General features: G+C 70.0%; 24 protein-coding genes. 13 read left to right on the top strand and 11 right to left on the bottom strand.

What is annotated here, in order from left to right; genetic code table 11:
• Positions 1 to 126: 126 nt before the first annotated feature.
• The 5 genes from SALPAC6_RS0103960 to SALPAC6_RS0103940 are packed head-to-tail and all read right to left on the bottom strand — an operon-like array spanning position 127 to position 2,428.
• Positions 127 to 645, bottom strand: coding sequence for a TspO/MBR family protein (locus SALPAC6_RS0103960; protein WP_026189304.1), 519 nt, complete (start codon positions 643 to 645; stop codon positions 127 to 129).
• Between the two features lie 3 nt (positions 646 to 648).
• Positions 649 to 792 (bottom strand): GPGG-motif small membrane protein, encoded by a 144-nt coding sequence (locus tag SALPAC6_RS29625; RefSeq protein ID WP_018252145.1) that lies wholly within the window; start codon positions 790 to 792, stop codon positions 649 to 651.
• Positions 783 to 1,559, bottom strand: a complete 777-nt coding sequence (locus tag SALPAC6_RS0103950) for a metallophosphoesterase family protein (RefSeq protein WP_018252144.1) — start codon at positions 1,557 to 1,559, stop codon at positions 783 to 785. Before SALPAC6_RS0103950 ends, SALPAC6_RS29625 begins: the two co-directional genes overlap by 10 nt.
• A 9-nt stretch (positions 1,560 to 1,568) precedes the next feature.
• Complete coding sequence (locus SALPAC6_RS0103945; protein ID WP_018252143.1) at positions 1,569 to 1,847, bottom strand: hypothetical protein; 279 nt, start codon at positions 1,845 to 1,847, stop codon at positions 1,569 to 1,571.
• Positions 1,844 to 2,428, bottom strand: a complete 585-nt coding sequence (locus SALPAC6_RS0103940) for a nucleotidyltransferase family protein (RefSeq protein ID WP_018252142.1) — start codon at positions 2,426 to 2,428, stop codon at positions 1,844 to 1,846. Before SALPAC6_RS0103940 ends, SALPAC6_RS0103945 begins: the two co-directional genes overlap by 4 nt.
• Positions 2,429 to 2,587: 159 nt before the next feature.
• Here SALPAC6_RS0103940 and SALPAC6_RS0103935 point away from each other — a divergent pair, with 159 nt between their 5' ends.
• Both SALPAC6_RS0103935 and SALPAC6_RS0103930 read left to right on the top strand, forming a co-directional pair.
• Positions 2,588 to 3,289, top strand: a complete 702-nt coding sequence (locus SALPAC6_RS0103935; protein ID WP_018252141.1) for a dTMP kinase — start codon at positions 2,588 to 2,590, stop codon at positions 3,287 to 3,289.
• A gap of 426 nt (positions 3,290 to 3,715) precedes the next feature.
• The gene (locus SALPAC6_RS0103930; protein ID WP_026189303.1) at positions 3,716 to 4,708 is read left to right on the top strand and encodes a sigma-70 family RNA polymerase sigma factor; all 993 of its coding nucleotides are present in this window, start codon (positions 3,716 to 3,718) and stop codon (positions 4,706 to 4,708) included.
• 60 nt (positions 4,709 to 4,768) lie between these two features.
• On the opposite strand, the gene SALPAC6_RS0103925 is transcribed toward SALPAC6_RS0103930, so the two are convergent.
• From SALPAC6_RS0103925 to SALPAC6_RS0103915, 3 genes are all read right to left on the bottom strand, one after another.
• Positions 4,769 to 5,740 (bottom strand): C40 family peptidase, encoded by a 972-nt coding sequence (locus SALPAC6_RS0103925; RefSeq protein ID WP_018252139.1) that lies wholly within the window; start codon positions 5,738 to 5,740, stop codon positions 4,769 to 4,771.
• 181 nt (positions 5,741 to 5,921) lie between these two features.
• A complete protein-coding gene (locus tag SALPAC6_RS0103920; protein ID WP_018252138.1) occupies positions 5,922 to 6,257 on the bottom strand; it encodes a DUF3817 domain-containing protein in 336 nt (111 codons plus the stop codon).
• 24 nt (positions 6,258 to 6,281) lie between these two features.
• Positions 6,282 to 6,695 (bottom strand): hypothetical protein, encoded by a 414-nt coding sequence (locus SALPAC6_RS0103915; RefSeq protein ID WP_026189302.1) that lies wholly within the window; start codon positions 6,693 to 6,695, stop codon positions 6,282 to 6,284.
• A 121-nt stretch (positions 6,696 to 6,816) separates the two neighbouring features.
• On the opposite strand from SALPAC6_RS0103915, the gene SALPAC6_RS0103910 reads away from it, so the two are divergent.
• The 3 genes from SALPAC6_RS0103910 to SALPAC6_RS0103900 are packed head-to-tail and all read left to right on the top strand — an operon-like array spanning position 6,817 to position 8,038.
• Positions 6,817 to 7,140: a DUF6158 family protein gene (locus SALPAC6_RS0103910; RefSeq protein ID WP_018252136.1), complete on the top strand. Its 324-nt coding sequence runs from the start codon at positions 6,817 to 6,819 to the stop codon at positions 7,138 to 7,140.
• Positions 7,140 to 7,457 (top strand): hypothetical protein, encoded by a 318-nt coding sequence (locus SALPAC6_RS0103905; RefSeq protein ID WP_018252135.1) that lies wholly within the window; start codon positions 7,140 to 7,142, stop codon positions 7,455 to 7,457. Before SALPAC6_RS0103910 ends, SALPAC6_RS0103905 begins: the two co-directional genes overlap by 1 nt.
• A gap of 53 nt (positions 7,458 to 7,510) precedes the next feature.
• Positions 7,511 to 8,038, top strand: a complete 528-nt coding sequence (locus SALPAC6_RS0103900; RefSeq protein WP_018252134.1) for a DUF1360 domain-containing protein — start codon at positions 7,511 to 7,513, stop codon at positions 8,036 to 8,038.
• A 98-nt stretch (positions 8,039 to 8,136) separates the two neighbouring features.
• On the opposite strand, the gene SALPAC6_RS0103895 is transcribed toward SALPAC6_RS0103900, so the two are convergent.
• The 3 genes from SALPAC6_RS0103895 to SALPAC6_RS0103885 form a co-directional block, all read right to left on the bottom strand.
• On the bottom strand, positions 8,137 to 8,343 hold the full coding sequence (locus SALPAC6_RS0103895) for a hypothetical protein (protein WP_018252133.1): 207 nt from the start codon (positions 8,341 to 8,343) through the stop codon (positions 8,137 to 8,139).
• A 93-nt stretch (positions 8,344 to 8,436) separates the two neighbouring features.
• Positions 8,437 to 8,682 carry a hypothetical protein gene (locus SALPAC6_RS0103890; protein ID WP_188115243.1) on the bottom strand — a complete coding sequence of 82 codons (246 nt, stop codon included), beginning with the start codon at positions 8,680 to 8,682 and terminating at the stop codon, positions 8,437 to 8,439.
• A 40-nt stretch (positions 8,683 to 8,722) separates the two neighbouring features.
• A complete protein-coding gene (locus SALPAC6_RS0103885) occupies positions 8,723 to 9,820 on the bottom strand; it encodes a 3-deoxy-7-phosphoheptulonate synthase (RefSeq protein ID WP_018252131.1) in 1,098 nt (365 codons plus the stop codon).
• Positions 9,821 to 10,128: 308 nt separating this feature from the next.
• On the opposite strand from SALPAC6_RS0103885, the gene SALPAC6_RS0103880 reads away from it, so the two are divergent.
• From SALPAC6_RS0103880 to SALPAC6_RS0103845, 8 genes are all read left to right on the top strand, one after another.
• Positions 10,129 to 11,280, top strand: coding sequence for an alkaline phosphatase PhoX (locus tag SALPAC6_RS0103880; protein WP_018252130.1), 1,152 nt, complete (start codon positions 10,129 to 10,131; stop codon positions 11,278 to 11,280).
• Positions 11,281 to 11,373: 93 nt separating this feature from the next.
• Positions 11,374 to 12,666 (top strand): M16 family metallopeptidase, encoded by a 1,293-nt coding sequence (locus SALPAC6_RS0103875; protein ID WP_018252129.1) that lies wholly within the window; start codon positions 11,374 to 11,376, stop codon positions 12,664 to 12,666.
• Positions 12,663 to 14,009 carry a M16 family metallopeptidase gene (locus SALPAC6_RS0103870; RefSeq protein ID WP_018252128.1) on the top strand — a complete coding sequence of 449 codons (1,347 nt, stop codon included), beginning with the start codon at positions 12,663 to 12,665 and terminating at the stop codon, positions 14,007 to 14,009. Before SALPAC6_RS0103875 ends, SALPAC6_RS0103870 begins: the two co-directional genes overlap by 4 nt.
• Positions 14,010 to 14,090: 81 nt before the next feature.
• On the top strand, positions 14,091 to 15,116 hold the full coding sequence (locus tag SALPAC6_RS0103865; protein WP_026189301.1) for an aspartate-semialdehyde dehydrogenase: 1,026 nt from the start codon (positions 14,091 to 14,093) through the stop codon (positions 15,114 to 15,116).
• Between the two features lie 82 nt (positions 15,117 to 15,198).
• Positions 15,199 to 15,636: a PPOX class F420-dependent oxidoreductase gene (locus SALPAC6_RS0103860; protein ID WP_018252126.1), complete on the top strand. Its 438-nt coding sequence runs from the start codon at positions 15,199 to 15,201 to the stop codon at positions 15,634 to 15,636.
• Positions 15,637 to 15,718: 82 nt separating this feature from the next.
• A complete protein-coding gene (locus tag SALPAC6_RS0103855; RefSeq protein WP_026189300.1) occupies positions 15,719 to 16,135 on the top strand; it encodes a CBS domain-containing protein in 417 nt (138 codons plus the stop codon).
• Between the two features lie 147 nt (positions 16,136 to 16,282).
• A complete protein-coding gene (locus SALPAC6_RS0103850; protein ID WP_018252124.1) occupies positions 16,283 to 16,654 on the top strand; it encodes an SCP2 sterol-binding domain-containing protein in 372 nt (123 codons plus the stop codon).
• On the top strand, positions 16,654 to 18,711 hold the full coding sequence (locus SALPAC6_RS0103845; protein ID WP_018252123.1) for an amylo-alpha-1,6-glucosidase: 2,058 nt from the start codon (positions 16,654 to 16,656) through the stop codon (positions 18,709 to 18,711). The genes SALPAC6_RS0103850 and SALPAC6_RS0103845 overlap by 1 nt, the downstream gene beginning before the upstream one ends.
• Positions 18,712 to 18,819: the final 108 nt, after the last annotated feature.

The following is an 18,819-nucleotide window of genomic DNA, read 5'->3' as shown; positions in this document are numbered from 1 at the left end:
GCGACAGACCTGGCGCCGATCCGATGGGCGTGCTCCACACAAAAGCGTTTGCAGCCGGCGTGGTCCACCCCGAAGACGACACGAGCGGGTAACGATATGAAAACGTCGATGCGTTCTCCTGGTCGATCACGCGTTGAGCCGCCAGATGGCCAGGTTGAGCAGGGTGGCGTAGGAGACCCAGGCCCAGTAGGGCAGCAGCAGGGTCGCAGCGGCCCGGGAGATCCGGGAGGAGAGCAGGACAGTCCCGCCGATCGTCCCCCACAACAGAACAGTGTCGGCGAACGCCAGCCCATACTGACCGGCTCCGAAGAAGAGGGGGCTCCACACCGCGTTGAGCACCAGCTGCGCGCCCCACGCCCAGAGCGCGGAGCTGAAACCGGCGCGCCGCCAGATCAGCCAGCCGGAGACCGCGATCATCGCGTAGAGCACCGTCCAGACCGGTCCGAACACCCCCGCCGGGGGAGCCCAGGCCGGCTGCTCGAAGCCGGCGTAGTCGGCGCTGCTGTCGCGGGCCCCCAGCCCGCCGACCGCGGCAGCGCAGCAGACGGCCGCGCCGAAGCCGAGCAGGGCCAACCACCCGCGTCGGCCGCCGGCCCCCGCGGAGCTACGCGCGCCCTGGCGCACCTGGGAGTGACTTCGCTCCATCCGTCAGCTGATGGCGTTGACCCCACCCGGTCCGACCAGCAGGCCACCGACGATGAGGACGACTCCCCACAGGATTCGGTGCCGGAACAGGGCGAGAATGCCGGCCGCCACCAGGATGACCGAGATCGTCCAGAGAATCAGCTCCACGCCGGCCGAGTACCCAGACTGCCCATCCGGGAAACCTCGCCCGGTTCGAGGTGCTCACCCAGGTGGAAGACGCTGTACGCCTGTTTGATCACCGGGTGTGCCACGTTACGCACCCGTACTCCTCCGGGTGTGGTGCCGCGTTCGGTCCCGTGATGGGCATGCCCGTGTAGGGCGAGCGTGGTGGGGGCGGAGTCGATCGCCTGGCCCAGCTGGTAGCAGCCGAGGAAGGGGTAGATCTCCGGCGGCTCGCCGGCCAGCGTGTCGGGCACCGGGGAGTAGTGGGTCAGTGCCACCAGCAGGTCGCAGTCGAGGGAGTGTAGGGCGGCCTTGAGCGCGTCCGCGCTCGCGGTGCTGGCCCCCACGAACGCCTTCATCTCCGGTTCGCCGAAGTCGGCGGCACACCGCCCGGCGAAGCCACCACCGAACCCCTTCGCCCCGGCGATGCCGAGCCGGCTGCCCCCGCAGTCCAACACCGTCCCGTTGCCCTCCAGCACGGTGATTCCCGCGGCCTCCAGCACCCCCACCACCTGCGGTACCTCGTCGCACTGGTAGTCGTGGTTGCCGAGTACGGTCACCACCGGCACCCCCAGGCCACCGAACTCGCGTGCCACACACTGCGCCTCCGCCTCGGTGCCGTGCCGGGTCAGATCACCGGCCAGCAGCAGCACATCGGCGTGGTTCGGTACCTCCTCGAGGGCCGGCCGGAAACGACCAACCACGTCCTCGTCCAGATGTACGTCACCCACGGCGGCGATTCGGACTACCATCGGGCCTCCTCAGGGCAGTTGTTCGATTTCCGTGGGCGGCTGTGCGCGGATCACTCCGATGTCGCTGGTTACCGCCAGATCCGGGAAGTGCTCGGCGACCCGCCGGAGAATTTCGTCTCGGCGTTGCGCGCTCTCCACCTCGCCGTGCAGCACCAGGCCGAGTTCCCGGCGGACCACGGTGATGCCCTGCTCGGCGACGTCGGGGTCCTCGGCGAGGAGCCGATGAATCTCGGCTGACACGTACGCGTCGGTCGCTCGTCGTGTGTCAACGTCGCGGTGCTCGGTCACGGTGTCCCCTCTCGTTCCGGGGTGCCGGCGTACGCCACCACCTCAAGCCGGTCCAGCAGCACCAGAAACGCCTCGGCGTACGGCGAGTGGCGCGTGTCCCGGCATACCCGTTCCCAGTCGATCTGCTCGCGCAGCGAGCGAGCCAGGGGCAGGCCCCGGGCGAAGTCGCAGTAGTGCTGCGAGAAGCTGAGCAGTTTGTGCACCATCAGCTGGGTTGCCGAGAGCACCGGCATGTGGATCGCGTCCACCGGCCGGATGATCGTCTCGACGAAGGTCTTGTCCGTCACCGGGCTTTCGACAGGTCGGTGGATCAGGTCCACCACGCGGTTGTCGTCGAAGACCTTGACCAGCCAGTCCTCGGGCGGGCGCTCGGCGAGGAAGCCGGCCGCGACAAGGGCGCCCAGGGCCTGGTCGATGTCTGACTCCCGGATCAGGAAGTCGACATCGTGTTCGCTGGAGTGGCCGCCGTGCGCGTACACCGCGAAGCTGCCGCCGAGCGCGAAGGGGATTTCTTCCTGCTTGAGCACGGCGGCGACCTTCTTCAGCGTGTGCACCAGGGTCTCGGTCCCGCGCTCGGCCATCTGGCTCTCCGTTCCTGGTGGTCGGGCGGAAGTGTCAGGACGGTACCCGGCATCGTGGTCCGCCACACCTGGCACAGCGCGCCGGAAAACCGTCAACCACCACCAAAGGTGGCGGATCGGCCGGTGGGGCGGGAGCGTGGGTCGGATAGCGTGTGCAGGGTGGCCGATTTCAAGGGGGCGCGACGCGGCAGGGTCCGACGGCGACGCGGCAGGGCTCGACTGCGTGCCGTCGCCCTGATCGGCATCGACGGTTCGGGTAAGACGACGCAGGCCCACCGGCTGGCTGCGGCGCTGACCGCGGTCGGGCTTCCCGCCACCTACCATCGCAACGCCGGCGGCCGGCGTTTCCTCGGCCGCGTGGCGCGGCGGCTGGGTCGGCGGGATGCGCAGCGGCTCCTCGGGCGGGCCGGCCTCCTGGTCGCAGAGTCCGTTCTGCGCTGGCTCGCCATCGCCGCCGCCCTGCTGGGGCGCCGGCTGACCGGCCGGGTCGCGGTGATGGACCGCTACTCCGCCTGCCAGTATGCGAGCATTCGGGCACACGGCGGGCACCGGTGGGAGCGGCTGGCCCGCCTCGGCTACCGGGTCTTTCCCCGGCCACAGGTAACGTTTCTGCTGGCGGTTGACCCCGCTGAGGCGTACCGGCGGATCGAGCGGCGCGGCACTGACCACGAGAGCATGCGATACCTGATCGCGGCGGATCGCGCGTACCGGAGCCTGCCAGAGCACTCCACCTTCGTGCTGGTGGATGCGGACTGTCCGGCGGACGAGGTGAGCCGGCAGATCAGAGAGCACCTGCTCAGCTGGTGGGGCGCGGCGCCGGAGCCAGCGGACGCGCCGGCCCGGGTTCCGGTGCATCAATGATCGGCACGAAGGGTGGGGCGGTCGCCAGCTGGTCGCGGATGGGCAGGGACCTGCCCGCGGATTGTTCACCCTGGCGCCGGGTATCAGCATGGGTGTGGATGAACCCACCGGCCCGCCGTGGCGTATCCGGGGCGTGACCAGGATCGCAGTGCGGTGGTGACCCCGGTCGCTGTGCCCTTGGTCGGGGTGGTGTTGCCATTGACCAGGTCGCAAGCGTCGATCCACCTGACGGAGGTCGTGCTCACTTCAGGGCGGCCACCTGAGGTGCTGACAGCAAATATGGATGGTGCTCTCAGCTAATTATCAGGCATTCGTGACACGTTCGACTCACGATATGGAATCCCTGACGCGTCTCAACTGTTGTTCAGGTGTCAGCGCCGACAAGCAGCAGCGGAAGGTACGGGGAGGGAGCTGGCGGACGTGGGGATGGCAAGGAACCGGGCAACCGGCGCGAGCGAGGGGACCGTGGGTAACGTGGACAAGAATATCGGCATGCGGACCGACGAGGTCGCCGAGGAGCGCGATCTGGTCGGCGTCTACCTTCACGAGATTTCCCGGACGCCGTTGCTGGACGCCGCCACGGAGGTCGATCTCTCCAAGGCGATCGAGGCCGGCCTCTACGCGGAGCACCTGCTCGACGAGGACCGCGTCCCGGTCGGCGTCGAGAAATCGGAGCTCCAGCGGCTGGTCGCTGAGGGGTCGCGGGCCAAGGACCTGTTCATCCGGGCCAACCTGCGACTGGTCGTGTCGATCGCCCGACGGTATGTCCGTTCTGGGATGCCTATGTTGGATCTGATCCAGGAGGGCAACACCGGTCTGGTCCGGGCGGTGGAGAAGTTCGACTACGAGCGTGGCTTCAAGTTCTCTACGTATGCGACCTGGTGGATCCGCCAGGCGATCAGCCGGGCGATCGCCCAGCAGGAGCGCACCGTGCGGCTGCCGGTGCACCTGGTGGAGGATGTCAACCGGATGCGGAATGTGGCCCGGCAGCTCACCCGTGAGCTCGGCAGCGACCCGGAGCCGGAGCAGATCGCGACGGCGCTCGGCGTCACCGTCGAGCGGGTCAACGAGCTGGTTCGCTGGTCGCAGGACACCGTGTCGTTGGATACTCCGGTCGGTGACGACGGCGACACCAACCTCGGTGACCTGGTCGCCGACAGTGACGCGCCGTCACCTGAGGAGATCGTCCTCACTGGTCTGGAGCGGCAGCGCATCGAGGGCCTCCTCAGCCACCTGGATGACCGGTCGGCGGGCATCATGCGCGCCCGGTACGGCCTCGAGGACGGTCGGGAGCACTCGCTGACCGAGGTGGCCTCCCGCTTTTCGCTCTCGCGGGAGCGGATCCGACAGCTGGAGATTCAGGCACTCGGCCGGCTGCGCGAGCTGGCCCGCGCCGAGGGGCTCCAGACAGCAGCCTGAGCGGTACCGGGCCGGCGTCCGCTGGGATGCCGGCCCGGTCCTATTCGGACCGGGGGTTGGTCAGCGGACCCGGCCGTACCCCGCGATCGGCATGATGTTCATGTCGCGTTTGACCACATTGCGCCCGGCGCTGGGGGCATCGATGATCTGACCGTTGCCTACGTAGAGGGCGACATGCCCGAGCCCGCGGTAGAAGACCAGGTCGCCGGGGCTCAGGTCGCGGCGGTTGATGTGCGCCACCACCCCCCACTGCCGGCGGGTGCTGTGCGGTAGCGACTTTCCGGCCGCTCGCCACGCCGCCGAGGTCAGGCCCGAGCAGTCGTAACCGTTGCGGCCGTCCCCGCCCCATCGGTAGGGCGTGCCCAGCGCCCCGTACGCGTACCGCACCGCCACCCCGGCGGCGCCGGAGACTGATGGTGCCGCTCGGACCCGGTCCGGGTCGGCGGTGGATTGCTCGGTTGCCCGGCCGTACGCCTGCCGGCGTAGCTCGTACAGGTCGGCCAGGTCGCGCTCGATCCGCTTGCGCGTGCTGGCCAGCCCTTCGGCCTGCGCGGTCGCCTTCTCCACGGCTGCCTCCAGCCGGGTCCGTTGCGCGAGGAGCTGGCGCTGGTCGTTGGTGAAGGCGGTGATGCGATTCTGCCGCTCCTGGGCGAGCCGGTCGACGGCGGTGAGCCGGTCGACAAGGGTCGTGGCGTCGTCCGGGTTCAGTAGTGCGGCGGCGGTGCCGAGTTCACCGGTCTTGTAGGCGGCCACCGCGAGCTGGTTGACCTCGGCCCGGCTCTGCGCGACCTGCTCTTCCAGCGGGCCCAGTCGGGCGGTCAGCTCGGTCAGGGCGGCTTTGTTCGCCTTGAGGTCTTCGGCAAGGGTGTTGTGTGCCTCCACGACCTGCTCCAGCTCGGCGGAGGCTTTCTCGATCTGCCGGGTCAGCTCGGCGGGGGAGGGCTCGGCCTGTGCGGGCGTGACCGGTGCGACCAGCACGGCCGTGATCGCCGCGACGACGAGGGCGGGAAGTCGTTTCCGGATGGACGACAAGTGCGACGGCTCCTTCTCCTTCTCCCCACCACCCGGGTAGGGGCGGAGGCCCAGCGGTGCCGGACCCGTGCCCTCCGGACGGACGGCGCTGCGCGGGCCAACCCGGACAGGGTAACCCGGGACAGGAGTGAACCACAGGGGAAGTCGAGGCGATTGTTGCCGAACGGAAGGACGTGCGCTTCTAATGGACGGGGGTGTTGGCCACCGGCTCCGGGGTTGTGGCCTGCCCGGTCACCCACCCACTCACCCGCCGCTCGGCGAAGAAGGAGACGAACGGAACGGTCCCCGCCAACATCACCAAGATCATGCGTGACAACGGCCAGCCGGCCCGCCGGGACAGGTCGAAGGCGGCCACCAGATAGACCATGTAGAGGAAGCCGTGGGCCTGGCCCACCGTCTCCACCACGAGCGGGTAGTCGAAGCCGTACTTGAGCGGCATTCCGATCACCATGAGCAGGATCAGCACCACGCCGACGATCCAGGCGATCACGCGGTACCGGGTCAGGGCTGCGCCCACCGTCGTCCGTCCTTCCGACCCGGCCTAGCCGGGGTAGTCGCCGGGCCGAGCACCCGGATTGTCGGTCAACCACCGAAGGTAGCGGTTGTAGGCGGTGAGCTCCGGATCGTTACTGTCCGGCACGGTGGCCGCCGTACGGCTGACCCGTACCGGCCGGCGCACCGCCAACCGGGTCGGCTCGACGGTCGCGGACGACTCGGTGGTCTCCGCCGCTGGGCCTGGCGCCTCGGGCCCGCGGAGCTCCTGGCGGACCTCCCGCCACCAGACGAAGACGACGAAGCCGGCGAAAACCGGCCACTCCACGGCGTATCCCCAGCTGATCGGATTGCCGCCGGCCGCGCGGCTGAGCTGCCACCAGCCAAGCCCGAGGAAGCCCACAACGAGCACGACCATGGCCACGTGGCGCACGATCCACGCCGGGGTCCAGAGCCGCTTCATGGCCTCGAGGGTACCGGGGGCGGGAGCGCGTTCCGACAGCCGTGTCCTGGTGGCGGGCTGGTTTGCCGGCATCTCGGGTGGGCATCCGGCCAGACGCCAGCCCAGAACAGCGAAGGGGGCGATGATGACCGGATCTGTGCGGCGGGATGAGTACCCGAGCCCGGAGCAGCGGATGCCCGAATGGGATGGAGACCACCTGCACGACCGGGCCTCCGACCCGGCGGACTCCGACGGCGAGGTGCTCGGCGTCGATCCGGCCGAACTCGGCGATGCCGACCTCATCCGCGAGTTGCACAGCCTGCACCGCACGCGGCTGGACACCCTGCGGCACGCCGCCGACGCGGCGCTCGCCACCCACCTGCGCCGCACCGCCGAGCTCGAGACCGAGTACCTCGCCCGGTACCCGGGGCGGGAGCTCGACCCGAGCCGACTGCGGGAGTCCTGATGGCGTCGGCCGAGCGGGGTATGTCGGCGCCCCCGGAGGTCGTGTTCAACACGGCAGTTGATCCGAACCGGATGTCGGCGTGGCTCCCCGAGCCACTGTGGGCCGGCGGCCGGCCGGCTACTGAGATCCGCCCGGCGGAGCTGACGGCCCACTGGCAGGCCGTCGGGGACTGGACCGCCCAGATCCGGGTCGACCCGGCCGACGCCGGTGGGGCGTGGATCCGGCTCGACCTGACCGGTGGCACCGCCGACCGGCTGGTAGACGAGGCGTTGGCAGACCTCGCCCAGGCGGTGGAGGACAACCTGCAGGCGGGCTGAGCCGGCGCAATCGCTGGGCCGTTCGGTCCGGCGACCAGACCGAGGGAGACTGGGTGACCGAGTTGAGGGCAAAGGTGACTCGTCTGCGTCGGGCCTACGCGCCACACGAGTACCGGCCGCTCGGCGGCTATCTCGTGGCCATGGGCACCTACGCTGGGGTGACTGCCACAATCGCCGGCCTGGTGAGGTTGACGCGGCGGTCGGTGCCGGAGCGGCCCGCGACGGTCGACGTGGTCCTGCTGGCCATCGCGACCCACAAGCTCAGTCGATTGCTCTCCAAGGACGCCGTGACCAGTCCGCTGCGGGCCCCGTTCACCCGCTACGCCCGGCCGATCGGTGGCGGCGAGGTGATGGAGGAGGTACGCGACTCGGGCAGCCCCGTTCGGCACGCCGTCGGTGAGCTGCTTTGTTGCCCGTTCTGCCTGGCCGTCTGGGTAGCTACCGGGCTCACCGGTGGGCTGGTGCTGGCGCCGCGTCTGACCCGTCTCGTCGCCACCGCTCTCACCGCCGTGACGGTGTCGGACTTCCTGCAGCTGGCGTACGCGACAGCGCAGCAGGCTGCCGAACAGAGCGAGGATTAGCCAGCCAGCAGGACATCCGTCGTCCGAGCACGGGCGGGGCCGGGCTACCGGCCCCGCCCGTGCTCGTGCAGGTTGTCGGCCTGCCCCGGAGCCGGCGCTCAGCTCTCCTCGCCCGACCAACCTCGGGGAGACTCCGCCTCCCGCTCGTCGGCGTCCGCGCCGGTGATGATGTCTCGATCAACTGCCGTGACATCGTGCTCCCCGGCGAAGTCCGGCTCCGGCAGCGTGTCCCGGCCCTCCGGCGGCTGGCCGAGAGCCGCGAGCCGCTCCTGCTGCTCAGAGCGCCGATGGGCAGGCTGGGACATGTCACTCTCCTTCACGTCGGATCATCGCCGCTGTGTGCCCGGTCGCGTGCATCGCCGGACCCCGCGGACCGGGCTCCTCGGCGGCGGCCAGGGTCAGGTGGCCGACCCGCCCAGCAGGTCGGCCGCCTCGTCCACGGAGTACTCGCCCTCGGGTAGTCCGCCGATGCGGGTGAGTAGCCCCGCCGGCATCTGGGCGGCGACCGCCCGCCGGTAGATATCGCCCTGGCTGATCCGTTCCTGGCCTCGGTAGAGATCCTCGAGTAGGTCGTCGAGACGGCGCAGGTCCGACTCGGTCTCGGGCACCGCGGTTACGGGTGGGTTGTCGGTCACGGCGCCCAACTACCCGGGGCCGTACCCGGTAAACCACCCGCCCGGCGCCTCAGGCAGGGGTGACGGCCGGAGCCCGACGCCGGGTGCGCACGGCGGCCGCCAGCTCGGCCAGGACCTCCTCAGTGGTGTCCCAGCCGATGCAGGCGTCGGTGATCGACTGTCCGTACGTCAGCTCCCGGGTCGGGTCCAGGTCCTGCCGACCCGGAAGGAGGAAGCTCTCCAGCATGACGCCGACGATGCCGTGCTGGCCGCCGGCGAGTTGGGCGGCCACGTCGGCGGCGACAAGCGGCTGGTTGCGGTGATCCTTGCCGCTGTTGGCGTGGCTGGCGTCGATGACCAGTCGTTCGGGAAGCCCGGCGGCGCGTAGCAGCGCCAGCGCGGCGTTCACCGACTCGGCGTCGTAGTTCGGCTGGTTGCCACCACCGCGGAGCACCAGGTGGCCATCGGTGTTACCGCGGGTGTGCATGATTGCCGGGGTGCCGGAGGCGTCGATGCCGGGGAAGACGTGCGGCACGCCGGCCGCCCGGATGGCGTCCACCGCGGTGGAGATGCTGCCGTCGGGACGGTTCTTCATTCCGATCGGCATCGACAGGCCGGAGGCGAGCTGACGGTGCACCTGGCTCTCCACCGTCCGGGCGCCGATCGCGCCCCAGGCCACCGTGTCGGCGATGTACTGCGGGGTGATCGGGTCCAGGAACTCGCAGCCGACCGGAAGACCCAGGCGCAGCACGTCGATCAGGAGCGCCCGGGCCCGTCGCAGGCCGGTGTTCACATCACCGGAACCGTCCAGCCCGGGGTCGTTGATGAGCCCCTTCCAACCGACGGTCGAGCGCGGCTTCTCGAAGTAGACCCGCATCACCACGAGCAGGTCGTCGGCGAGCCGGTCGGCGAGCTCGCGGAGGCGGTGCGCGTAGGCGAGGGCGGCGACCGGGTCATGCACCGAGCAGGGGCCGACCACCACCAGGAGGCGGTCGTCGGTGCGGTCCAACACTCGGCCGACGGCCCGTCTGCCAGCAAGTACGGCCGAGGTGAGCGGACTGTCCAGGGGAAGCTCGTGGTGCAGCAGGGCCGGGGTGGTCAGCGGCACCACGCGGTCGATCCGCTGGTCGCTGATCCGGTTCGTCTCGGAGGTGGTCACGGTGGGCATCCCTTCGCCGACCGTGCCCGGGGCCGGTGCCCGGGAGAGCCGGCTGCTCGTACGCAAAAAGGCAGGAGCGGAAGCTCCTGCCTTGCCGGCTCGTGCGGGTGACGTCAGCTCACGATGAGGTCACCGGCGGGAGAGCCGGCTGCCTAAACCATCGATACGAGCGTGTCACGTCGGTGAGTCTACCCGACTCGACGGCAATGGCCACCGGCCCGTTCGGAAAAGCTCATCTGATTTTTACCAGCTTCGATGGCGATATCGATAGGTTCATGGCTCCACCGACCGACCACTCCCTCTCCCGGAGGTTTTCGATGGATCGTCGTACTCTGCTCCGCGCCGGCGTCGCCGGTGGCGCCGCCGCCTTCTCCGGCAGCCTCTGGGCCGGCGCCGCACTGGCCGACCCCGCCCAGCCTGGGGAGAGCCCCTACGGGCCCCTGCAGTCGGCCGACGCCCTGGGCATCCAGCTACCCGTGGGATTCACCAGTCGGATCGTGGCCCGCTCCCGGCAGGCCGTCACCGGTACCGCGTACCCGTGGCACGACGCGCCCGACGGCGGCGCCTGCTTCGTCGCCGGTGCCGGCTGGATCTACGTCTCCAACTCGGAGATCACCCCGGGTGGCGGCGCGTCGGCGATCCGGTTCCACGCCGACGGCAGCGTCGCCTCGGCCTACCAGATCCTGTCGGGCACCCGGCAGAACTGCGCCGGCGGGGCGACGCCGTGGCAGACGTGGCTCTCCTGCGAGGAGGTCAGCCGGGGCTACGTCTACGAGACCGACCCTACCGGTGGCGCGAACGCCTTTCGGCGGGACGCGATGGGTCGGTTCAAGCACGAGGCTGCCGCCTGCGATCCAGATCGGCAGGTGGTCTACCTCACCGAGGACGAGAGCGACGGCTGCCTCTACCGGTTCCGGCCGACGACCTGGGGTGACCTCTCGGCCGGCACCCTGGAGGTGCTGGTGGCTGGCACCGCCACCAGCGGGCCGGTCTCCTGGACCCCGGTGCCCGACCCGGACGGCTCGCCGACGTACACCCGAGATCAGGTCTCCGGGGCGAAGCGGTTCAACGGCGGAGAGGGCTGCTGGTACGCCGGCGGGACCTGTTGGTTCACCACGAAGGGGGACAACCGGGTCTGGGCTTACGACGCGGTCAACGAGCGCATCGACCTGGCGTACGACGACTCGTTGGTCTCCGGCACCGCACCGCTGACCGGGGTGGACAACATCACCGGTACGCCCGGCGGTGACCTCTACGTCGCCGAGGACGGCGGCAACATGGAGATCAACATCATTACCCCGGACGAGGTCGTCGCCCCGTTCCTGCGGATCACCGGTCAGTCCCGGTCAGAGATCTGCGGTCCGGCGTTCTCCCCCGACGGCACCCGGTTCTACTTCTCGTCTCAGCGCGGCACCTCCGGATCGTCCTCGGGCGGCATCACCTACGAGGTACGCGGCCCGTTCCGCTGAGCGAGCCGGCGGGGCCCGCGGCTGAGTCGGCGTGTCGGTCCCCGTCCCGCGCCGCACCGTCCACGCGCCCCGGAGATCGGATAGCGTCCTCCCATGCCCGACAGCGGTTTTCCCTGGCCCATCGAGACGACCCGACTGGACAACGGCCTGCGCGTGGTGGTGAGCGAGGACCGCACCGCCCCAGCCGTGGCCGTGAACCTCTGGTACGACATCGGCTCCCGGCACGAGCCGGAGGGGCAGACCGGCTTCGCCCACCTCTTCGAGCACCTGATGTTCGAGGGCTCGACCAACGTGGCGAAGACCGAGCACATGAAGCTGGTCCAGGGGTGTGGTGGGTCCCTCAACGCCACCACCAACCCGGACCGCACCAACTACTTCGAGACGGTCCCCGCCGAGCACCTTGAGCTGACCCTCTGGCTCGAGGCCGACCGGATGGGCGGGCTGGTGCCGGCGTTGACCCAGGAGACCCTGGACAACCAGCGGGACGTGGTCAAGAACGAGCGACGGCAGCGCTACGAGAACGTCCCGTACGGCGACGCGTGGCTGCGGCTGCTGCCGCTGCTCTACCCGCCCGGCCACCCGTACCACCACGCGACGATCGGCTCGATGGCCGACCTGAACGCCGCCGACCTCCCCACCTTCCAGGCGTTTCACACCGCGTACTACGCGCCGAACAACGCTGTTCTCACGGTCGTCGGCGACACCTCCGCCGTTGAGGTCTTCGCCCTGGCGGAGAAGTACTTCGGCGCGATCCCATCCCGACCGGAGATCCCGGCCGCGCCGGCGGGCCAGCACGTTTCCGGCACCGGCGTGGCGACGACGGAGACGGTCATCACCGAGGTTCCCGCGCCCCGGGTGTACGTCGCGCACCGTACCCACCCGTTCGGCACCGCCGGCTATGACGTGACCAGCGTGCTCGCCACGGTCCTCGGCAGTGGGCGGGGCAGCCGGCTCTACCAACGGCTCGCCGACGGGGAACGGATCGCGCAGCCGGACCTGGTCGGGGCGTACGGGGTGGACCTGGCATACGCCCCGGCGCCGTTGATCGCCACCGCCACCGCCCGCCCCGGGGTACCGGCCGAGCGGTTGGCCGCCGGGCTGGGCGAGGTTGTTGACGAGTTGGCCACGGTGCCGGTCACCGCCGCGGAGCTGGACCGGGCCAAGGCGTTGCTCAGCACCGCCTGGTGGCGGCAGATGTCGACGGTGGAGGGCCGGGCCGACACCCTCGGCCGGTACGCGACACAGTTCGGCGACCCGCGCCGGGCGGCCGAGCGGCTGCCGGCGTGGCTGGCGGTAACCGCCGAGCAGATCGCGGCGGTGGCCGCCGAGGTGCTCGCCCCCGCCGACCGGGTGACCCTGACCTACCTGCCCGAGGAGAGCTCATGACGCTGATCAGCACCCGGCCCGGTCCGGGGGCCGCCCGACCGTACCGGTTTCCGAAGGTGCTTCGCCGCGGTGTCGCGGGTGGGCAACTGATCGCCGCGCACCTGCCGGGGCAGTCGCTGGCGGTGGCGCTGTTGTTGCTCGATGCCGGTGCCGGCCGCGAACCACAGGGGCGCGAGGGGCTGGGGGCGGTGCTCGCCAAGGCGCTGGAAGAGGGGACAGCGCAGCGGGACGCGACGGCGTACGCACTGGCCATCGAGGCGCTCGGCACCGAGTTGGTGGCCGGCCTGGACTGGGACTCCTTCCAGGTGAGCGTGCAGGTACCGGTGGACCGGCTGCCCGCCGCCGTGGAGCTGTTGGCCGAGGCGGTGCGCACGCCGCGGCTGGAACCGGACGATGTTCGTCGGGTTCGCGACGACGAGGCGACCGCCCAGCGCATGGATTGGGCGAATCCGGGTCCGCGGGCCGATGCGGCGCTGCGGGCTGACCTGTTCGGCGCCGAGAACCGCTGGGGCCGACCGCTGTACGGCGATCCGGAGACGGTGGCCGCGCTGGAGGTCGAGGACGTCCGCATCTTCCACTCGGAGTGGTTCCTCCGGCCGGGCACCCTGGTCGTCGTCGGGGACCTGGAGCGACTCGACCTGGACGCGCTCGCGGCAACGGCGTTCGCCGGCACCGGTGGCGGCGCGGTGGACCGGGGCGGCCCGGTCGAGGTCACCCCGCGCGACGGCCGCACGATTATCCTGGTGGACCGGCCGGGTTCGGTGCAGTCGACGCTGCGGCTCGGGCATCCGTCGCCGCACCGTGCGCATCCCGATCATGTGCCGATGCGGCTCGCCGGGACCGTACTCGGTGGTGCCTTCACCTCCCGGCTCAACCACCTGATCCGGGAGGTGCGGGGCTACACGTACGGGATCCGCGGCGACTTCGTGTCGTCTCGCCGGTTCGGGCGGTTCGCGGTCAGCTCCGGCGTGCAGACCGCGGTGACCGCGCCCGCCCTGGTCGAGGCGGTCGGCGAGATCACCCGTACCCAGCAGACCGGGGTGACCGAACCGGAGCTGGCAGTGGCCCGCTCCTGGCTGGCCGGCCAGCTCTCGGTCGAGTTGCAGACGCCGCGGGCGATCGCCGCGGCGCTGACCACGCTGGTCGTCCACGACCTGCCAGACGACTACCATGCCCGGCTGCGGGCGGCGCTGCTCGCCGCCGAGGTCGAGGAGGTCTCGGCGGCCGCCGCCGCGCACCTGCACCCGGAGGGTTTGACGCTGGTGGTCGAGGGAGACGCCGCCCTGATCCGGGCCGAGCTGGCGGCGACCGGCCTGGGGGAGGTCGTGACCAGCACTCGCTGACCGGCCGCCGCCCGGATCTCCAGGTCCGGGCAGCGGGAAAGGATTCTTGGTTGGCGGGCTCGGCTGGGTAGCCTCGCGGGTATGAGGATCGGCATTGTGGGGGCCACCGGCCAGGTCGGTGGGGTAATGCGGCAGGTGTTGGCGGAGCGGGAATTCCCCGCGGAACAGGTTCGGCTGTTCGCCTCCGCGCGGTCGGCGGGGCGGACCGTGCCGTGGCGCGGCGGTGAGCTGACGGTGGAGGACGCCGCCGCCGCCGACTACTCGGGGCTGGACATCGTTCTCTTCTCGGCCGGCAAGGAAACCGCCCGGGACCTGGCCCCCCGGGTCGCCGAAGCCGGAGCTGTGGTGATCGACAACTCGTCGGCCTTTCGGATGGATCCGGCGGTGCCGCTCGTCGTCGCCGAGGTGAATCCACACGCTGCCCGGCAACGGCCCCGAGGGATCATCGCCAACCCGAACTGCACCACGATGGCCGCGATGCCGGTGCTGCGTCCGCTGCACGTCGAGGCGGAGCTGGTGAGTCTCGTCGTCTCGACATACCAGGCGGTCTCCGGGGCCGGTCTCTCCGGCGTGGCCGAGCTGGACGAGCAGGTCCGGAAGGTGGCTGAGCACGCGAGCGGCCTCACCTTCGACGGCGCGGCCGTGGACTTCCCGGTGCCCCGGTCGTTCGCCCAGTCGATCGCGTTCAACGTGCTTCCGCTCGCTGGTGCGATCGTTGACGACGGGTCCGAGGAGACCGACGAGGAGCAGAAGCTGCGGAACGAGAGTCGCAAGATCCTCGAGATCCCCGGGCTGAAGGTCTCCGGCACCTGCGTCCGGGTACCCGTCTTCACCGGTCACTCACTTCAGGTCAACGCGCGCTTCGCCCGGCCGATCACCCCGCAGCGGGCCCGGGAGTTGCTCGCTGACGCACCCGGCGTCGCCCTCTCCGAGGTGCCCACGCCGTTGCAGGCCGCCGGACAGGACCCGACCTATGTGGGTCGAATCCGCGCCGACCAGACCGTCGAACACGGTCTCGCCCTCTTCTGCGCCAACGACAATCTGCGTAAGGGGGCGGCGCTCAACGCCGTACAGATCGCCGAACTGGTCGCCGCCGAGCGCGCCTGAACCCGGCCCGTCGGCACCGCTCACACCCCCCCGGCGGTGCCGACGTGCTTGGATTGTTGGTGACCCGACGAGGGAGGCAACCGTGACCGACCAGAGCCAGGCGCCGCTGCTCGAGCTCCTCGCGGAGCACCGGATGGGTGTGTTGGCGACATTGCGACGGGACGGGCCGGCGCAGCTCTCCACCGTGCTCTACCAGTACGACCCGGCGGCCGGGCTGATCCGGATCTCGGTCACCGGCAACCGGGCCAAGGTCGCCAACCTGCGCCGGGATCCGCGGGCCAGCTTCCACGTCAGCAGCGGCGACGGCTGGGCGTACGCGGTCGCCGAGGGGCGGGCCGAGCTGACTCCGGTCGCCGAGCGCGGGGACGACCCCACGGTCGAGGAACTGGTCGCCCTCTACCGTGCGATGCAGGGGGAACACCCGGACTGGGACGACTTCCGCCGGGAGATGGTGGCGCAGCGCCGGCTGGTGTTGCGGCTGCATGTCGAGCACGTCTACGGCCTGCCTCCGCGCGGCTGAGCGGCAACCCCTCGGGTCCGGGCTCGTTACCTGCCGCCGGGTGGGGGGTAGACCGCGGTGCCGACAGCGAGAGGGGAGCACCATGACAACGGTCGGAGAGTTCATGACGACCCGGTTGGTGACGATGGACGGCAACGACACGCTCATCGCGGCCGCCCAGGAGATGCGGGACTGCGCCATCGGAGACGTCGTGGTCACGGACGGTGACGATGTCGTTGGCATTGTGACAGATCGTGACATTACTGTTCGGGCGGTGGCGGAGAACAGAAACCCGGCCTCGACCCGGTTGAATGAGATCACCACCCGGGATGTGATCACGGTCAGCCAGTACGACGACGCCGTGGCCGCCGCCGACCTGATGCGGACGTACGCGGTGCGTCGCCTGCCGGTGGTCGAGGACGGGAAGCTGATCGGCCTGGTGTCGATGGGGGACCTGGCGGTGGAGCGCGAACCGCAGTCGGTGCTCGCGGACATCAGCGCGGACGACCCGAACAACTAGCGCGGCCCGGCCAGGGTTCACCCGATCCGGGCGAGGTTGACCGGGTCCGGATCGGGCACCTGTGCGTGGAGGTAACGGCATGACGTCGGGATGTGCCACGGGCAACCCAGTCGCGCGTGTGGACGGGACCGGCGGGAGGGGAGACCCATGTCGGAAGCGACCACGGCCTTCTTCAAGGAGCTCGACCGGCGGGGCTACGAGCCGCTGTTGATGAGGACCACCGGGACGGTCCGGTTCGACCTGCACGAGGGGGCGCACACGACGCACTGGCTCGTCCGGATCGACCGGGGGCAACTGCGGGTGAGCCGGGAGGACCTCGAGGCCGACGCGACCATCGGGCTCAGCCCGGCGCTCTTCGAGGAGCTGGCCGCCGGTCGGGAACACGGCATCGCGGCCAGCCTGCGGGGAGACCTGACGGTCAGCGGGGACCCACGGCTCTTCGTCCAGGTGGAGCGGCTCTTCCCGGGCGACCCACGCTCACGCGGGCCGCGCCGAGCCTTCGAGCGGGAGGTTCGTTGATGCCGGGTAACACGGTGCGCATCCTCGACGGCAACACCTTCGTGGTGTCCGAGGAGAGCGGGGACATTGAGGCGACGGCGACCGAGCCGACGGGTCTCTTCTCGCTCGACACCCGCTTCCTGTCCACCTGGGTGCTGACGATCAACGGCGAGCGACTCAACCCGCTCTCCTATGACGACCTGCAGTACTACGAGGCACGGTTCTTCCTGGTGCCAGGGGCGGCGACGCACTACGTGGACGCCAAGCTCTCGGTCGTCCGGGAACGGGCGGTGGGGGGAAGCTTCCGGGAGACGCTCACCATTCTCAATCACGACGAGAATTCGGTCGAGCTGGAGGTCCGGATGGCAGCGGCAGCCGATTTCGCCGACCTGTTCGAGGTCAAGGACGACCAGCTCAGTAAGAAGGGTGAGATATACACCGAGGTCGAGTCGGACCGGCTACGGCTGGGCTATCGGCGCGGCAACTTCCGGCGCGAGACCGTGATCACCTCATCGGTGCCGGCGCGGTTCGACCAGGGGGGCTTCGCGTACACCCTGCACCTGGCGGCGAATGAGCAGTGGGTGGCGGAGATCGACGTCCGGACCCTGACCCTCGGCCCCGGCGGCCGGGACCTGCGCATGGGCCTGCGTGCGCACGGCGCCGAGCGGCTCGCCCTGCAACAGGATCTCAGGAAGTGGATCGCGGACGCTCCCAAGGTCAACAGTGAACGCGAGGATCTGACCACGACGTACCGCCGCTGCCTGGTTGACCTGGCGGCGCTGCGCTTCGTTCCGTTCTCGCTGGGTGGGGCGGCGCTACCGGCTGCCGGACTGCCGTGGTTCATGACCATGTTCGGCCGGGACAGCATCCTGACCTGCCTGCAGGTACTGCCGTTCACCCCGGAGTTGTCCAAGACGACGCTACAGATCCTCGCTGCCCTCCAGGGCACCCGGTTCGACGACTTCCGGGAGGAGGACCCGGGCCGGATTCTGCACGAGATGCGGTACGGCGAGACGGCGGCCTTCGAGGAGCAACCACACTCGCCGTACTACGGCTCGGTGGATGCGACCCCGCTCTTCATTGTGCTCCTCGACGAGTACGAGCGATGGAGTGGAGACGCAGACCTGGTGCGGGCGTTGCAGGTCGAGTGCCGAGCCGCCCTGAAGTGGATCGACAACTACGCCGACCTGGTGGGCAACGGTTATGTTTGGTACGAGCGACGCAACACCGACACCGGGCTGGATAACCAGTGCTGGAAGGACTCCTGGGACTCCATCTCCTACCGCGACGGCACCCTGCCACCGTTTCCCCGCGCCACCTGCGAGGTGCAGGGATACGCGTACGACGCGAAGGTGCGAGCGGCTCGGCTGGCCCGCGAGTTCTGGGACGACCCGGCCTTTGCCGAGCAGTTGGAGCGGGAGGCGGCTGACCTCAAGGAACGGTTCAACCGGGAGTGGTGGGTGGAGGACGGCGGGTACTACGCACTCGCCCTGGACCCGGACGGTCGGCAGTGCGATGTGCTCAGCTCCAACATCGGACATCTACTGTGGAGCGGAATCGTTGCCGACGAGCGAGCCCCGCGAATCGCCGAACACCTGGTGGGACCACGGCTCTTCTCCGGCTGGGGGGTTCGGACGCTGGCCAAGGGGGAGGCTCGATACAACCCCATCGGCTACCACAACGGCGCCATCTGGCCGTTCGACAACTCGTTCGTCGCCTGGGGCCTGCGCAAGTACGGCTTCGCGGAGGAGGCGGCGACGATCGCCAACGGCATCCTCGACGCCGCCCGCTATTTCGACGGTAGGCTGCCGGAGGCGTTCGGCGGCTACCCACGGGAGCTGACCAAGTTCCCAGTCGAGTACCCGACCGCGTGTACGCCTCAGGCCTGGTCCACCGGCGCCCCGCTGTTGCTGCTGCGGACGATGCTCGGGCTGGAGCCACACCAGGGCCACCTGGCTGTCGAGCCGCGGCTACCCGTGGGAATGGGTCGGATCGAGGTGCTGGACATCCCGGGCCGGTGGGGTCGTCTGGACGCATTCGCCCGCGGCCGCCTCGACCTGCGCCAACGCGGCGACTGAGGGGTGTGGTCCCGCCCGCGGTCCCGCAGCCGGGGCAGCAGTCAGGCCCGCAATCCTGGCCGCCAGTCGGGGTCGGCAGCCGGGAACAAACACGGCTTCCACCTACCG

This window comes from Salinispora mooreana, assembly GCF_000379065.1.
GTDB classification, from domain to species: domain Bacteria; phylum Actinomycetota; class Actinomycetes; order Mycobacteriales; family Micromonosporaceae; genus Micromonospora; species Micromonospora mooreana.
Note: the sequence above shows the minus strand (reverse complement) of the source record. Positions and strands in the feature narration are given on the sequence as shown.

What these genes read in the sequence shown, in the direction of transcription:
- SALPAC6_RS0103960 (WP_026189304.1), bottom strand. Translation starts at nt 645, where the DNA reads ATGGAGCGAAGTCACTCCCAGGTGCGCCAGGGCGCGCGTAGCTCCGCG.
- SALPAC6_RS0103950 (WP_018252144.1), bottom strand. Translation starts at nt 1,559, where the DNA reads ATGGTAGTCCGAATCGCCGCCGTGGGTGACGTACATCTGGACGAGGAC.
- SALPAC6_RS0103940 (WP_018252142.1), bottom strand. Translation starts at nt 2,428, where the DNA reads ATGGCCGAGCGCGGGACCGAGACCCTGGTGCACACGCTGAAGAAGGTC.
- SALPAC6_RS0103930 (WP_026189303.1), top strand. Translation starts at nt 3,716, where the DNA reads ATGGCAAGGAACCGGGCAACCGGCGCGAGCGAGGGGACCGTGGGTAAC.
- SALPAC6_RS0103915 (WP_026189302.1), bottom strand. Translation starts at nt 6,695, where the DNA reads ATGAAGCGGCTCTGGACCCCGGCGTGGATCGTGCGCCACGTGGCCATG.
- SALPAC6_RS0103910 (WP_018252136.1), top strand. Translation starts at nt 6,817, where the DNA reads ATGATGACCGGATCTGTGCGGCGGGATGAGTACCCGAGCCCGGAGCAG.
- SALPAC6_RS0103905 (WP_018252135.1), top strand. Translation starts at nt 7,140, where the DNA reads ATGGCGTCGGCCGAGCGGGGTATGTCGGCGCCCCCGGAGGTCGTGTTC.
- SALPAC6_RS0103895 (WP_018252133.1), bottom strand. Translation starts at nt 8,343, where the DNA reads ATGTCCCAGCCTGCCCATCGGCGCTCTGAGCAGCAGGAGCGGCTCGCG.
- SALPAC6_RS0103885 (WP_018252131.1), bottom strand. Translation starts at nt 9,820, where the DNA reads ATGCCCACCGTGACCACCTCCGAGACGAACCGGATCAGCGACCAGCGG.
- SALPAC6_RS0103880 (WP_018252130.1), top strand. Translation starts at nt 10,129, where the DNA reads ATGGATCGTCGTACTCTGCTCCGCGCCGGCGTCGCCGGTGGCGCCGCC.
- SALPAC6_RS0103875 (WP_018252129.1), top strand. Translation starts at nt 11,374, where the DNA reads ATGCCCGACAGCGGTTTTCCCTGGCCCATCGAGACGACCCGACTGGAC.
- SALPAC6_RS0103870 (WP_018252128.1), top strand. Translation starts at nt 12,663, where the DNA reads ATGACGCTGATCAGCACCCGGCCCGGTCCGGGGGCCGCCCGACCGTAC.
- SALPAC6_RS0103865 (WP_026189301.1), top strand. Translation starts at nt 14,091, where the DNA reads ATGAGGATCGGCATTGTGGGGGCCACCGGCCAGGTCGGTGGGGTAATG.
- SALPAC6_RS0103855 (WP_026189300.1), top strand. Translation starts at nt 15,719, where the DNA reads ATGACAACGGTCGGAGAGTTCATGACGACCCGGTTGGTGACGATGGAC.
- SALPAC6_RS0103850 (WP_018252124.1), top strand. Translation starts at nt 16,283, where the DNA reads ATGTCGGAAGCGACCACGGCCTTCTTCAAGGAGCTCGACCGGCGGGGC.
- SALPAC6_RS0103845 (WP_018252123.1), top strand. Translation starts at nt 16,654, where the DNA reads ATGCCGGGTAACACGGTGCGCATCCTCGACGGCAACACCTTCGTGGTG.